This window comes from Streptomyces tateyamensis, assembly GCF_003205575.1.
Lineage (GTDB): Bacteria > Actinomycetota > Actinomycetes > Streptomycetales > Streptomycetaceae > Kitasatospora > Kitasatospora tateyamensis.
In genome coordinates this window covers 1-13,059 of record NZ_PYBW01000058.1, presented here as the reverse complement: position 1 = coordinate 13,059, position 13,059 = coordinate 1, and the positions used below count along the sequence as shown (strand labels likewise).

General features: G+C 73.6%; 14 protein-coding genes. 11 read left to right on the top strand and 3 right to left on the bottom strand.

Annotated features, from left to right (window positions below; translation table 11 throughout):
• Positions 1–28 precede the first annotated feature (28 nt).
• On the top strand, positions 29–1,699 hold the full coding sequence (locus C7C46_RS18275) for a phospho-sugar mutase (RefSeq protein ID WP_110670926.1): 1,671 nt from the start codon (positions 29–31) through the stop codon (positions 1,697–1,699).
• Between the two features lie 75 nt (positions 1,700–1,774).
• Here C7C46_RS18275 and C7C46_RS18270 read toward each other — a convergent pair whose 3' ends face one another.
• Both C7C46_RS18270 and C7C46_RS18265 read right to left on the bottom strand, forming a co-directional pair.
• Positions 1,775–2,455: a PH domain-containing protein gene (locus tag C7C46_RS18270; RefSeq protein ID WP_110670925.1), complete on the bottom strand. Its 681-nt coding sequence runs from the start codon at positions 2,453–2,455 to the stop codon at positions 1,775–1,777.
• Positions 2,456–2,675: 220 nt separating this feature from the next.
• Entirely contained in the window at positions 2,676–2,984 is a 309-nt protein-coding gene (locus C7C46_RS18265; protein WP_110670924.1) for a hypothetical protein, read from the bottom strand.
• Between the two features lie 278 nt (positions 2,985–3,262).
• Between C7C46_RS18265 and deoC the strand changes: the two genes are divergently transcribed.
• From deoC to C7C46_RS18240, 5 genes are all read left to right on the top strand, one after another.
• Positions 3,263–4,249, top strand: coding sequence for a deoxyribose-phosphate aldolase (deoC, locus tag C7C46_RS18260; RefSeq protein WP_181442407.1), 987 nt, complete (start codon positions 3,263–3,265; stop codon positions 4,247–4,249).
• 5 nt (positions 4,250–4,254) lie between these two features.
• Complete coding sequence (locus tag C7C46_RS18255) at positions 4,255–5,733, top strand: aldehyde dehydrogenase family protein (protein WP_110670922.1); 1,479 nt, start codon at positions 4,255–4,257, stop codon at positions 5,731–5,733.
• On the top strand, positions 5,726–6,628 hold the full coding sequence (locus tag C7C46_RS18250; RefSeq protein ID WP_110670921.1) for an aldehyde dehydrogenase family protein: 903 nt from the start codon (positions 5,726–5,728) through the stop codon (positions 6,626–6,628). Before C7C46_RS18255 ends, C7C46_RS18250 begins: the two co-directional genes overlap by 8 nt.
• 225 nt (positions 6,629–6,853) lie before the next feature.
• Positions 6,854–7,507, top strand: a complete 654-nt coding sequence (locus C7C46_RS18245; RefSeq protein ID WP_110670920.1) for an ATP-binding protein — start codon at positions 6,854–6,856, stop codon at positions 7,505–7,507.
• A 106-nt stretch (positions 7,508–7,613) separates the two neighbouring features.
• Complete coding sequence (locus tag C7C46_RS18240) at positions 7,614–8,198, top strand: Uma2 family endonuclease (RefSeq protein ID WP_245984493.1); 585 nt, start codon at positions 7,614–7,616, stop codon at positions 8,196–8,198.
• Positions 8,199–8,355: 157 nt separating this feature from the next.
• Here the strand turns inward: C7C46_RS18240 and C7C46_RS35090 are convergent, their stop codons facing one another.
• Entirely contained in the window at positions 8,356–9,099 is a 744-nt protein-coding gene (locus C7C46_RS35090; RefSeq protein WP_245984492.1) for a SigE family RNA polymerase sigma factor, read from the bottom strand.
• Positions 9,100–9,343: 244 nt separating this feature from the next.
• Between C7C46_RS35090 and C7C46_RS18230 the strand changes: the two genes are divergently transcribed.
• The 5 genes from C7C46_RS18230 to C7C46_RS18210 all read left to right on the top strand — a co-directional run bounded on the left by C7C46_RS18230 (position 9,344) and on the right by C7C46_RS18210 (position 12,994).
• Positions 9,344–10,021: a response regulator transcription factor gene (locus C7C46_RS18230; protein ID WP_110670985.1), complete on the top strand. Its 678-nt coding sequence runs from the start codon at positions 9,344–9,346 to the stop codon at positions 10,019–10,021.
• 92 nt (positions 10,022–10,113) lie between these two features.
• Positions 10,114–11,607, top strand: a complete 1,494-nt coding sequence (locus C7C46_RS18225; RefSeq protein ID WP_110670984.1) for a sensor histidine kinase — start codon at positions 10,114–10,116, stop codon at positions 11,605–11,607.
• The gene (locus C7C46_RS18220; protein ID WP_146259121.1) at positions 11,600–11,956 is read left to right on the top strand and encodes a hypothetical protein; all 357 of its coding nucleotides are present in this window, start codon (positions 11,600–11,602) and stop codon (positions 11,954–11,956) included. Before C7C46_RS18225 ends, C7C46_RS18220 begins: the two co-directional genes overlap by 8 nt.
• Before the next feature lie 133 nt (positions 11,957–12,089).
• Entirely contained in the window at positions 12,090–12,749 is a 660-nt protein-coding gene (locus tag C7C46_RS18215; protein WP_181442403.1) for a VanZ family protein, read from the top strand.
• Positions 12,750–12,811: 62 nt separating this feature from the next.
• Positions 12,812–12,994, top strand: coding sequence for a PspC domain-containing protein (locus tag C7C46_RS18210; RefSeq protein WP_110670983.1), 183 nt, complete (start codon positions 12,812–12,814; stop codon positions 12,992–12,994).
• Positions 12,995–13,059 lie beyond the last annotated feature (65 nt).

Sequence of the window (13,059 nt, the reverse complement as noted above, 5' to 3'; positions counted from 1 at the left end):
GCCCTGACGACCAGTTACGGAGTTAGCGATGGCCGAGACCACCCTCCTGCTCGACCGGGCCCGCCAGTGGCTGGCCGAGGACCCCGACCCCGACACCCGCGAGGAGCTCGCCGCCCTGCTGGCACGCGCCGCGGAGCCCGCGGTGGCCGCCGAGCTCGCCGAGCGGTTCGCCGACCGGCTCCAGTTCGGCACCGCGGGCCTGCGCGGCGAGCTGGGCGCGGGCCCGATGCGGATGAACCGCGCCGTGGTGATCCGGGCCGCCGCCGGCCTGGCCTCCTACCTGCGCGCGAACGGGGACGGCGGCCTGGTGGTGGTCGGCTACGACGCCCGCCACAAGTCCTACGAGTTCGCCCGGGACACCGCCGCGGTGATGGTCGGCGCCGGCCTGCGCGCCGCGCTGCTGCCGCGCCCGCTGCCCACCCCGGTGTTGGCCTTCGCGATCCGCGAGCTGGGTGCGGCGGCCGGCGTGATGGTGACGGCCAGTCACAACCCGCCCCGGGACAACGGCTACAAGGTCTACCTGGGCGACGGCGCGCAGATCGTGCCGCCGGCCGACGCCGGGATCGCCGCCCGGATCGACGCGGTCGCCTCGCTGACCGAGGTGCCGCTGGCCGCCGACGGCTGGCAGGTGCTCGGCGAGGAGGTGCTGGACGCCTACCTGGCCCGCGCGCTCACCGTGCTGGACCCGGCCGGCCCGCGCGAGCTGGAGGTGGTCTACACGCCGCTGCACGGGGTCGGCCGGGACACCCTGCTGGCCGCCTGGAAGCAGGCCGGGTTCCCGGCTCCCACCGTGGTGGCCGCCCAGGCCGAGCCGGACCCGGACTTCCCGACCGTGGCCTTCCCCAACCCGGAGGAGCCCGGGGCGATGGACCTGGCCTTCGCCACCGCCGCCACCGTCGGCCCCGACCTGGTGATCGCCAACGACCCGGACGCGGACCGCTGCGCCGTCGCGGTGCCGGACCCGGCGGCCGGCAGCGGCTGGCGGATGCTGCGCGGCGACGAGGTCGGCGCGCTGCTCGGCGCCGCGCTGGTGGCCAAGCACGCCACCGGCACCTTCGCCACCACCATCGTCTCGGCCACCCTGCTCGGCCGGATCGCCGAGGCGGCCGGCCTGGACTACGCCGAGACGCTGACGGGCTTCAAGTGGCTCTCCCGCGCCGAGGGCCTGCGCTACGGCTACGAGGAGGCGCTGGGCTACTGCGTGGACCCCGAGGGCGTGCGGGACAAGGACGGGATCACCGCCGCGCTGCTGATCGCCGAGCTGGCCGCCACCCTCAAGCGGTCCGGGCGCACCCTGACCGACCTGCTGGACGACCTGGCGCTGACCCACGGCCTGCACGCCACCGACCAACTCTCGGCCCGGGTCGAGGACCTGTCGCTGATCACCGCCGCCATGGGCCGGCTGCGCGAGCAGCCGCCGACCGCGCTGGCCGGCCTGCGGGTCACCCGGGCCGACGACCTGAGCGCCGGCTCGGCCGAGCTGCCGCCGACCGACGGGCTGCGCTACTACCTGGCCGGCGAGCAGGTGCGCTCGGCCCGGATCGTGGTCCGCCCCTCGGGCACCGAGCCGAAGCTCAAGTGCTACCTGGAGGTGGTGCTGCCGGTGGCCGGCGCCGCCGAGCTGGCCGACGCCCGCCGGGCCGCGGCCGGGCTGCTGGCCGCGCTCAAGCGGGACCTGGCGGCGGCGGCCGGGATCTGACCGGCTGTCCTGAGGTACGGCTGAGGCCGCCCACCCCCGCGGGGGTGGGCGGCCTCAGCCGTACCTCAGGACAGCTCAGATGTTGATCAGCACGATCAGCGCGACCAGGCCGGCCACCGCCGGCACGATCACCGGCCAGCACCAGCGCACCTGGGTCTCGCCCTGGGCGGTCGGCAGCGACGCGTTGATCTCCGCGCGCTCACGCAGGAAGTCGACCACCTGGTCGGACCAGGCCCGGGTCGGGTCCGGCGCGCCGAGCACCGAGTTGCGGCCCGCGCGGCTCACCGCGCCCACCCGGGCGGCCCGCGGGTCGCCGGCCCCGGCGGACATCGCGTCGCGGCGCATCGCCTTCTTGCGCTGGCGCAGCGAGACCGGCACGGCCCACACCTGGTAGGTCCGGCCGCCGGTGGTCAGCTCGGCCGAGTAGCCGGAGCGCAGCCCCTCGAGGGCCGCCCAGGGCACCGTGATGGTGCGCAGCGGGTTGCGCACCACCATCCGGTCGCGGCCGGCCAGCACGGCCGGCCGCAGCGTGTAGGCGAAGATCGGCAGGCCGAAGACCAGGAGCGCGGCGACCGCGATCCACGGCGTCCGGCCGGTCCCGTTGAGGATCGCGTCGACCACCAGCCAGCCGGCGGTCAGCAGCAGCAGGATGCCGGAGATCATGCCGGGGGTGGAGCGGAAGACCTGGTCAGCGGTCTTCGGCCCGTCGGCGGGGGCGGCTGCGCCGTGGTGCGGCAGGCCGTGGGAATCGGTCATGAGGACGATTCTGCCAAATCCGACCCGGCTTCCAGCGGGGCGCGTCGGTCACTTTTCGGCCGCGACCCGGACCGGCCGGTTCGCGGGCGCCCGAAACGGCGCAGGCCAGGGCCGCTCGGCCGCGGCAGGGACCGGCTCTGCGGGGCCCCGTTCAGGCCAGGGCGCCCGGCCCTGAACGGGCTACCCGAACCGGTCACCTGAACGGGTCAGGGCCGGCCGGTCAGCCGCGCTGCCGGCGCAGCAGCACCACCGCGCCGTAGAGCAGCAGCACCAGCACCGCACCGGTGGCCGCCCCGGCCAGGTCGTCCGTGACCACCAGCACCGAGTCGCTGGCCCGCAGCACCCGCGGCCCCGCCCCCACCACGCCGATCAGTCCGGCCAGCCCCGGCAGCCACTCCAGGTGGCTGGGCCGGCGGGCCGGACCGGTCCGCCGGTGCCGGTAGCCGCGGACCGTCACCGCGAGCCGCACGCTCACCGCGATCATCAGGAACCCGGTCCAGACCATGGGCCACTGTGCCGAGTCGAACACCGTGCCACCTCCCCCGGCCGCCCCCGCCGTACAGAGGGGCCTCCCCTTGACAGGGACGCTACCCGGCTAGCGTCCCGCCGAGTCCAGCGATTGGCTTGATCTGCGCGAGATTTGAGCTTTCTCGCCGTTTCTCGTGACAGGGGCTCAGGTCATCTGGCATATTCCGCCCGCAATCGGCGAGGAGGGCGCTCCCCGACCGGGCAGGTCTCGGTCACGCATCGAAAGAGCAGCCCCCGCTACCACTTGCCTACGCGCGTAGATATGCTGATCTGGTGACTATGTCCACTCTCGCAGCCCATGCCCCCGGCGTTGCGGGCGGCGGCCTGAGCGACGTCGCCGCCTCCGAGGCCTCGCTCCGCCGCTTCCTGCACGGCCTTCCCGGCGTCGACGCGGTCGGCCTGGAGGCCCGCGCGGCCGCGCTGGGCACCCGGTCGATCAAGACCACCGCCAAGGCCTTCGCCATCGACCTCGCCATCTCGATGATCGACCTGACCACGCTGGAAGGCGCGGACACGGTCGGCAAGGTGCGCTCGCTCTGCATCAAGGGCAAGCACCCGGACCCCACCGACCCGGACACCCCGCAGGTGGCCGCGATCTGCGTCTACCCGGACATGGTCGCCACCGCCAAGGCGGCGCTGGCCGGGACCGCGGTCCAGGTCGCCTCGGTCGCCACCGCCTTCCCGGCCGGCCGCGCCGCGCTGCCGGTCAAGCTGGCCGACACCGCCGACGCGGTGGCCGCCGGTGCCGACGAGATCGACATGGTGATCGACCGCGGCGCCTTCCTCTCCGGCCGCTACCTGGAGGTCTTCGAGGAGATCCGCGCCGTCAGGCAGGCCTGCGAGCGCGGGGACGGCACGGCCGCCCACCTCAAGGTGATCTTCGAGACCGGCGAGCTGCAGACCTACGACAACGTGCGGCGCGCCTCCTGGCTGGCGATGCTGGCCGGCGCCGACTTCATCAAGACCTCCACCGGCAAGGTCGCGGTCAACGCCACCCCGCCGGTGACCCTGCTGATGCTGGAGGCGGTGCGCGACTTCAAGGCCGCCACCGGCACCCAGATCGGCGTGAAGCCGGCCGGCGGGATCCGCACCACCAAGGACGCGATGAAGTACCTGGTGATGGTCAACGAGACGCTCGGCGACGACTGGCTGTCCCCGAACTGGTTCCGCTTCGGCGCCTCCAGCCTGCTCAACGACCTGCTGATGCAGCGCCAGAAGCTGCGCACCGGCCGGTACTCCGGTCCCGACTACGTGACGGTGGACTGATCACCATGGCCAAGAAGAACGTCGCCAAGGACGTCCCCGCCGCCGCGCGGCCGGTGTTCGAGTACGCGCCCGCGCCGGAGTCCCCCGCCGCGGCCGGGGAGCTCGCCACCTCCTACGGCCACTTCATCGGCGGCGAGTTCGTCGACTCCAGCGGCAGCGAGGCGCTGAAGACCGTCAACCCGGCCACCGAGCAGGTGCTGGCCGAGTTCGCCCAGGGCACCGAGGAGGACGTGGACCGCGCGGTCGCCGCCGCCCGGGCCGCCTTCGCCGACTGGTCCGCGCTGCCCGGCAGCGAGCGGGCCAAGTACCTGTTCCGGATCGCCCGGATCGTCCAGGAGCGCTCCCGCGAGCTGGCCGTGCTGGAGTCGATCGACAACGGCAAGCCGATCAAGGAGACCCGCGACGTCGACCTGCCGCTGGTCGCCGCGCACTTCTTCTACTACGCGGGCTGGGCGGACAAGCTGGACTTCGCCGGCTTCGGCCCGAACCCGAAGCCGCTCGGCGTGGCCGGCCAGGTCATCCCGTGGAACTTCCCGCTGCTGATGCTGGCCTGGAAGATCGCCCCGGCCCTGGCCACCGGCAACACCGTGGTGCTCAAGCCGGCCGAGACCACCCCGCTGACCGCGCTGCGGTTCGCCGAGATCTGCCGCCAGGCCGGTCTGCCCAAGGGCGTGGTCAACATCGTCACCGGCGACGGCCGCACCGGCGCCGCGCTGACCGCCCACCCGGACGTCAGCAAGGTCGCCTTCACCGGCTCGACCGCGGTCGGCCGGGCGATCGCCAAGCAGCTGGCCGGCAGCCGCAAGAAGCTCTCGCTGGAGCTGGGCGGCAAGGCGGCCAACATCGTCTTCGACGACGCGCCGATCGACCAGGCGGTCGAGGGCATCGTCAACGGGATCTTCTTCAACCAGGGCCACGTCTGCTGCGCGGGCTCCCGGCTGCTGGTCCAGGAGTCGGTCCAGGACGAGCTGCTGGACGCGCTGAAGCGCCGGATGGCCACCCTGCGGGTCGGCGACCCGCTGGACAAGAACACCGACGTCGGCGCCATCAACTCGGCCGCCCAGCTGGCCCGGATCACCGAGCTGGCCGCGGCCGGCGAGGCCGAGGGTGCCGAGCGCTGGGCCCCCGCCTGCGAACTGCCCGCCGCCGGCTACTGGTTCCGCCCCACCCTGTTCACCGGGGTGAGCCAGGCGCACCGGATCGCCCGGGAGGAGATCTTCGGGCCGGTGCTGTCGGTGCTGACCTTCCGCACCCCGGCCGAGGCGGTGGAGAAGGCCAACAACACCCAGTACGGGCTCTCGGCCGGCATCTGGACCGAGAAGGGCTCGCGGATCCTCTGGACGGCCGACCGGCTGCGGGCCGGCGTCGTCTGGGCCAACACCTTCAACAAGTTCGACCCGACCTCGCCGTTCGGCGGCTACAAGGAGTCGGGCTACGGCCGCGAGGGTGGCCGCCACGGTCTGGAGGCCTACCTCGATGTCTGATGTCGTGACGCGTCTTGACGTCTTCAAGACGTACAAGCTGTTCGTCGGCGGGAAGTTCCCGCGCTCCGAGAGCGGACGGGTGTACGAGGTGACCGACGCAAAGGGCCAGTGGCTGGCCAACGCCCCGCTGGGCACCCGCAAGGACACCCGGGACGCCGTGCTGGCCGCCCGGGCCGCCGTCAAGGGCTGGTCCGGCACCACCGCGTACAACCGCGGCCAGGTGCTCTACCGGGTGGCCGAGATGCTGCAGGGCCGGCGCGAGCAGTTCACCGCCGAGGTGGCCGCCGCCGAGGGCCTGGGCGCCAAGAAGGCGGCCGCGCTGGTCGACCAGGCGATCGACCGCTGGGTCTGGTACGCGGGCTGGACCGACAAGGTGTCCCAGATCGCCGGCGCCGCCAACCCGGTGGCCGGCCCGTTCTTCAACCTCTCGGTGCCCGAGCCCACCGGCGTGGTGGGCATCGTGGCCCCGCAGGCGGGCCACGGCCACTCCTTCCTTGGCCTGGTCTCGGTGCTCGCCCCGGTGATCGCCACCGGCAACACCGCGGTGGTCGCGGTGGCCGCCGACGCGCCGCTGCCGGCCCTGTCGCTGGGCGAGGTGCTGGCCACCTCGGACGTGCCCGGTGGCGTGGTCAACCTGGTCTCCGGCCGCACCGCCGACCTGGCGCCCACCCTGGCCTCGCACCAGGACGTGAACGCGCTGGACCTGGCCGGAGCGATCGCAGGCGAAGGACCCGGCGCGGCGGCTTCGCTGGAGGCGCTGGCGGCCGATACATTGAAGCGGGTGCTGCGCCCGGCGGTGGATCCGTCGGCGCAGGACTGGACTCTCGCCCCGGGGACCGACCGGCTGCTCTCCTTCCTGGAGACCAAGACGGTCTGGCACCCGATGGGCCAGTAGTCCGGACCCACCCCCGAAGACGGCCGTCCCACCTGCCCCCACCCCCCCAGGGGCCGGGGCGGCCCCGACGGACCCGCGCCTCTCCCCCCTGGCGCGGGTCCGTCCTGCCTTGTCCGGCTGCCGACCGCGCGTCACCGGTGCTGTGGCGCATGTCATCCCCGGACTATGCCAGTTGTGCCCCGGGCGGTTCCGTCAGCGGGCCTCCATGCATCAGACTGGTGTCCCGTGAGTGACTCCTCGCTGAACCCTCTCCCTCCTGCCCGCGCCCGGGTGATTTTGCTCTCCGGGCCGTCGGGATCGGGGAAGTCCTCGCTGGCCCAGCGGTGCGGCCTGCCGGTGCTCCAGCTGGACGACTTCTACAAGGACGGCGACGACCCCACCCTGCCCCGGCTGCCGGACGGCAGCGGCACCGACTGGGACTCGCCGCTCAGCTGGCACCGGGCCGACGCGCTGGCCGCGATCCGGGTGCTGACCGAGTTCGGCCGGGCCCAGGTGCCGGTCTACTCGATCCGGGCCAACGGCCGCGACGGCACCCACCTGCTCGACCTCGGCGGCGCCGACGCCTTCGTCGCCGAGGGCATCTTCGCCGCCGAACTGGTGGCCCAGTGCCGGGCCGAGGGCCTCTTGGGCGACGCGCTCTGCCTGCGCAACCGCCCGCTCACCACGGCCTGGCGGCGGTTCCGCCGGGACGTGCGGGAGGGCCGCAAGTCGGTCCCGGTGCTGCTGCGCCGCGGGTGGCGCCTGATGCGCGCCGAGCGCTCCATCGTGTCCCGCCAGACCGACCTCGGCGCCCACCCCTGCGACGTCCCTGAGGCCGCCGACCGCATCCGCGCGGTCGCGGCCCTCCCGTCCCCGCAGGCGGTCCCGGCCGGCCGCTGACCGTCACCCCTGCGGAGGACCCGGCCCGGCAACCGGTTCCCCGGCCTCACCGTGCGGCTAGATTGGGCATCAGACGCTGTCGGTCCCGTACCGCGAGGAGGAAGCCGTGGCAGCCGCGCCGATCGACTGGATAAACCCGCCAGGCCGTAGATGGACGTACGAGCAGGTCAAGGACCTCGACCTGCCCTTCGACTTCGACCTGGTGGATGGGGAGATCGTGCCTCGGGGGATGACCAGTCACTGGCACAACACCGTTCGGGACAAGCTGTACCTGCACCTTGAACTCGCCCGGCGGGCCCCGTTCGCGGTCAACTCCGAGCAGTGCGTCCTGATCGACGAGTACAACCCGCCCAAGCCCGACGTGGTGGTGTTCGACAAGGCCGGCCTGAACGTCTTCTCGCTGGAGTGCCTGCCGGTCGCCTCGGTGTCCCTGGCCGTCGAAGTGGTCTCCCCCGGCTCGCGCTCGGACGACAGGTTCCGCAAGCCCGGGCTCTACGCCGAGGCCGGCATCCCGTACTTCTGGCGGGTGGAGCGCGGCACGGACGACCTGCCCGAGGTGTTCGAGTTCTGGCTGGACCGCGAGGCGGGTGTCTACACACCTGCACCCGGTGGCGGACACCATGTCAGGACGCTCAAGACCGAACTGCCTTTCCCGGTCGAGATCAACCTCCAGCGCCTCGTCGAGCTCTGAGCAGCGTGCGAAGCAGTCGGACCCGGCGTCCTCTCCCGAGACGCCGGGTCCGACTGTTCGGTGGGCGCAACTGAGGTCACGCGCGGGGGCTCCCCCGAGCCTCGCGCGGCTGTGCGCCCGTTTCCCCGTCCCCCGACGGGAGTTCACCGGGCTCCGGTCAGGCCACCAGTTCGCCGAAGGCGCGGCTGGTGTCGCCGGTGCGGTTGAGCTGCTCGTCGTCGCGCAGCCGGCGCAGGGCGCGCCAGATGCTGGACTTCACGGTGCCGACGCTGATGTCCAGGATGTCGGCGATCTCCGGGTCGGTGCGGCCCTCGTAGTAACGCAGTACCAGCATGGTGCGCTGGTTCTCCGGCAGCTTCGCCAGCGCCTGCCAGAGCACGGCGCGCAGCTCGGTGCCGCCCATCGCGTCGGTGTCGCCGACGGTCTCCGGCAGCTCCTCGGTCGGGTACTCGTTCAGCTTGCGCCGACGCCAGGCCGAGATGTGCAGGTTGGTCATGGTGCGCCGCAGGTAGCCCCCCACCGCGGCCTTGTCGGTGATCCGGCCCCAGGCGCGGTAGGTGGAGAACAGTGCGGTCTGCAGCAGGTCCTCGGCCTCGAACCGGTCACCGGTCAGGTGGTAGGCGGTGGCGTACAGGGAGGCGCGGCGCTCGCGCACGTACGCGGTGAACTCCGTGAGGTGGTCCACCTCGGCGGCCGAGTGCTCCTCCTGCGCGCCTCCCTGTCCGACGACCTGCGGGCGCTCCTCCACCGGCAGCAGCTGGAAGAGGGTGGTGCCCTTGGCGGTCCCGTGCGTCCTGCTCGCCGCGTTCCCCCGGCGGCCCCCCGAGCAGTTCTCGACCCGACCGCGCGGAGATGAACACTGCGCGTCCCAGATCTTCCTGGTCTCGAGCGTTGCGTTCATCATTGCGCCCCCATGGTCGGTACGTGCGGGTCCGTTCGGTGCCGCCGCCCGGGGCTCTGACCTGCGGCCCCGTCGCGGTGACAAGGAAAATCCTGCCCGCCGCCCGTCATGGCGGTGTCCGGCGACTGTCACAGCGGTGTCACAAGGAGGGGGTCCTTGGTCCCGCAGTGGTCCTCGACACCCTTGACGCCCGTTGCGGCTCCGGCGGTTCCCGGCGGTGCACCCGGTGGGCCAGAATGACCGGGTGCCATTCCTGCTTCTGATCGAGGACGACGACGCCATCCGTACCGGCCTCGAACTCGCCCTCACCCGCCAGGGCCACCGCGTGGCCACCGCCGCCTCCGGCGAGGACGGGCTGCGGCTGTTCAAGGAGCAGCGCCCCGACCTCATCGTGCTGGACGTGATGCTGCCCGGAATCGACGGCTTCGAGGTCTGCCGCCGGATCCGCCGCTCCGACCAACTGCCGATCATCCTGCTGACCGCCCGCTCGGACGACATCGACGTGGTGGTCGGCCTGGAGTCCGGCGCGGACGACTACGTGGTCAAGCCGGTCCAGCCACGGGTGCTCGACGCCCGGATCCGGGCCGTGCTGCGCCGCGGCGAGCGGGAGAGCTCCGACTCCTCCGCCTACGGCTCGGTGGTCATCGACCGCTCGGCGATGACCGTCACCAAGGACGGCCAGGACCTCCAGCTGACCCCGACCGAGCTGCGGCTGCTGCTGGAGCTCAGCCGCCGGCCCGGCCAGGCGCTGTCCCGCCAGCAACTGCTGCGCCTGGTCTGGGAGCACGACTACCTGGGCGACTCCCGCCTGGTGGACGCCTGCGTGCAGCGGCTGCGGGCCAAGGTGGAGGACGTGCCCTCGGCCCCCACCCTGATCCGCACCGTCCGCGGCGTCGGCTATCGTCTCGACCCGCCCGCCTGAGGAGCAGGCCCCGAGCGAATGGCTGACCTGACGACGTGACCGATCACCACGACGGCGACCGCCCGCTGTCCACGCTGGGGCGCCGGCTGCTGATGACCACGCTGCGCCTGGGCTCGCTGCGGGTGCGGCTGGTCGCGGTCTTCGCCGTGGTCGCGCTGACCGCGGCCGTCTCCGCCTCCGGGATCGCCTACTGGCTGAACCGGGACGCGGTGCTCAAGCGCGCCCAGGACAGCGCGCTGAAGGACTTCCGGGTCTCGCTCAGCCGCAACGTCTCCGGGCTGCCGCTGGGCGCCTCCTGCCCGGACCTGACCGGGCTGGCCAACGACGTCGCGAGCTCGGGCCTGGGCTACACCGTGGTCGTGGTGGACGAGGCGCAGCCCGGCTGCACCGCCACCTCCGACTCGCGGTTCACCCTGACCCAGGTGCCCTCCACGCTGGTCGCCGCGGTCGACCGGCCGCGCCCGGTCGGCGAGGGCAACCCGTACGCCTACCACCTGTACTGGCAGCGGGTGGACCTGGGCGGCGCGCCCTACCTGGTCGGCGGCACCAAGGTGGTCCCCACCGGGCCGACCGCCTACATGTTCAAGTCGCTGGACAACGAGCGGGCCGACCTGGACACGCTCGGCTGGTCGCTGGCGGTGGCCACCCTGCTGGCGCTGATCGCGGCCACCCTGCTGGCCCAGGCCGCCTCCGCCACCGTGCTCCGCCCGGTCCGTCAGCTCGCCGACGCCGCAAGGCGGTTGGGCGAGGGCAAGCTGGACACCCGACTCACCGTCAGCGGCGCGGACGAACTCGCCGACCTGGCCCGCACCTTCAACAGCACCGCCGAGGCGCTGGCGGCCCAGGTCGAGGAGCTGAGCGCCCGGGAGGCGCAGAGCCGCCGCTTCGTCGCCGACATGTCGCACGAGCTGCGCACCCCGCTGACCGCGATGACCGCGGTGACCGACATCCTGGAGGACGAGGCCGACGCGCTGGACCCGATGATCGAGCCCGCCGTGCGCCTGGTGGTCAGCGAGACCCGCCGGCTCTCCGACCTGGTGGAGAACCTGATGGAAGTGACCCGGTTCGACGCCGGCACCGCCAAGCTGGTCGCCGACGAGGTGGACATCGCCGACCTGGTGATGTCCTGCATCGACGGCCGGGCCTGGTACGACGCGGTCGAGCTGGACGCCCCGCGCGGAGTGCGGGCGATGGTCGACCCGCGCCGCCTGGACGTGGTCTTCGCCAACCTGATCGGCAACGCGCTCAAGCACGGCGGCTCGCCGGTGCGGGTGCAGGTGTCGCAGGAGCCGGCCGGGGTGGAGGTGCGGGTCAGCGACAGCGGCCCCGGCATCCCGCCGGACGTGCTGCCGCACGTCTTCGACCGGTTCTACAAGGCCGACAAGGGCCGGGCCCGCTCCGAGGGCAGCGGGCTGGGCCTGTCCATCGCGATGGCCAACGCGCAGATCCACGGCGGCACCATCACCGCCGCCAACGCACCGCAGGGCGGTGCGGTGTTCACCCTGTGGCTGCCGCTCAAACCGCCGCCGCGGCCCGGGGACGACCCGGCCGACGCGGCACCGAACGGAGCTGGTGACCATGGCTGAGCCGCGCGGCGCGGGACGGCGCCTAGCCCTCGCGGGGGCGGTGGGACTGCTGGCGCTGCTGGCCACCGGCTGCGGGATCCGGCCGACCGCGGTGCCGGTGGACGCCGGGGCGCCGGCCAGCAGGACCGCCTGCCCCAGCCCGGTGCGCCCGCCCGCGGCGCCCAGCAGCCCCGCCGCCGGCGCGCTGAAGGGGCCCGGCTCCGGACCCCCGAAGGGCACCGGCCGCCCGTCCGCCGAGGCCGGCCCGCAGGCGTCGCCGGCCGCGCCCGGCGGCAGCCTGTTCAGCGCCCAGCCCTCGGCGGCGCCCAGCCCGAGTCCGAGCCCGAGCGGCACGCTGCGCTGCCAGTGACCCGGGCCGGCCTGACCTGATCGGCCCGGCTGCCCCGTCCCGGCGGACTCGATCCGGCCCGGCTGCCCCGTCCCGGCTGATCCGTTCGGGTGCCCCGGGAACCGCAGGTCGCCGCCCTCGCGTCCTCGGTGGCGTGCAGCGAGATGGCACCGGCAGGCGACAGGCGCGCGACGGGGTGCGGATCAGCGATCGACGGCAGGGGCAGCAGGCCCCGCCGGACGGCTCAGGTCCGCCGGCTCCGGCGCTCCCCAGGGACCGCGAACTGCCGTTGCGCTCGCTCGGCCTGGTCCTGATCGGGCTCTACTTCCTGCTGCTCTGCTGGCTGGCGGTCCGCCAGGCGCCGCCCGCCTGGGCGTACGACGCCAACCTGACCCCGTTCGCCAGCGTGCAGCGCTCGCTGGCCGACGGCGACCTGGACCAACTGCTCGGCGCCCTGGCGCCGGCCGCCCCGCTCGGCGTGCTGGTGCCGCTGGCCGGCGGCCGGCTGCGCACCGCCTGGTTCCCGTCCTTCGTGCACGCGACCGCCTGCGCCGCCCTGGTGGCCACCGGATTCGAGGGGATGCGCACGGCCCTCGGCGACCAGGTGCTGAACGTGGACGACATCCTGCTCGGGGTGATCGGCGCGGCCCTGGCCCACCTGCTGGTGGTGCCCGTCGGGCGGGCCGCGCTGCGCGGCCGACCGGCGCGGCCGACCGCTCCTCTCAGGGAAGACCCTGAGCCGGACCCGCAGATCCCGGCCGACCGCCCCGGTGAGACCCGGGGGTCGCGGATCGGCATCCGGATGGACGCCTGAACGCACCCCGCGGGCCGAGGATGGAGCTGTTCACCCGGTCACCGACCTCGCAGGAGCCCGTCATGCGCACCCTCGCCCGCCCTCGCCACAACCGCCTGATCGCCGGCGTCTGCGCCGGGGTCGCCGAGCGCTTCGGCCTGACGCCGTCGACCGTGCGGCTGATCTTCCTGGCCTCGCTGCTGCTGCCGGGGCCGCAGTTCCTGCTCTACCTGGCGCTCTGGCTGCTGCTGCCGCAGGAGCCGTGACGCGCCGGCACCACGGCGCCGCAGCGGCGCAGCAGAGCAGCAGCGGCGAACGCCGCAGGGCGCGG

Coding starts and splice junctions, on each gene's coding strand:
- C7C46_RS18220 (WP_146259121.1), top strand. CDS start 11,600: ATGGCTGAGCCGCGCGGCGCGGGACGGCGCCTAGCCCTCGCGGGGGCG.
- C7C46_RS18250 (WP_110670921.1), top strand. CDS start 5,726: ATGTCTGATGTCGTGACGCGTCTTGACGTCTTCAAGACGTACAAGCTG.
- C7C46_RS18255 (WP_110670922.1), top strand. CDS start 4,255: ATGGCCAAGAAGAACGTCGCCAAGGACGTCCCCGCCGCCGCGCGGCCG.
- C7C46_RS18225 (WP_110670984.1), top strand. CDS start 10,114: ATGACCACGCTGCGCCTGGGCTCGCTGCGGGTGCGGCTGGTCGCGGTC.
- deoC (WP_181442407.1), top strand. CDS start 3,263: ATGTCCACTCTCGCAGCCCATGCCCCCGGCGTTGCGGGCGGCGGCCTG.
- C7C46_RS35090 (WP_245984492.1), bottom strand. CDS start 9,099: ATGAACGCAACGCTCGAGACCAGGAAGATCTGGGACGCGCAGTGTTCA.
- C7C46_RS18270 (WP_110670925.1), bottom strand. CDS start 2,455: ATGACCGATTCCCACGGCCTGCCGCACCACGGCGCAGCCGCCCCCGCC.
- C7C46_RS18210 (WP_110670983.1), top strand. CDS start 12,812: ATGCGCACCCTCGCCCGCCCTCGCCACAACCGCCTGATCGCCGGCGTC.
- C7C46_RS18275 (WP_110670926.1), top strand. CDS start 29: ATGGCCGAGACCACCCTCCTGCTCGACCGGGCCCGCCAGTGGCTGGCC.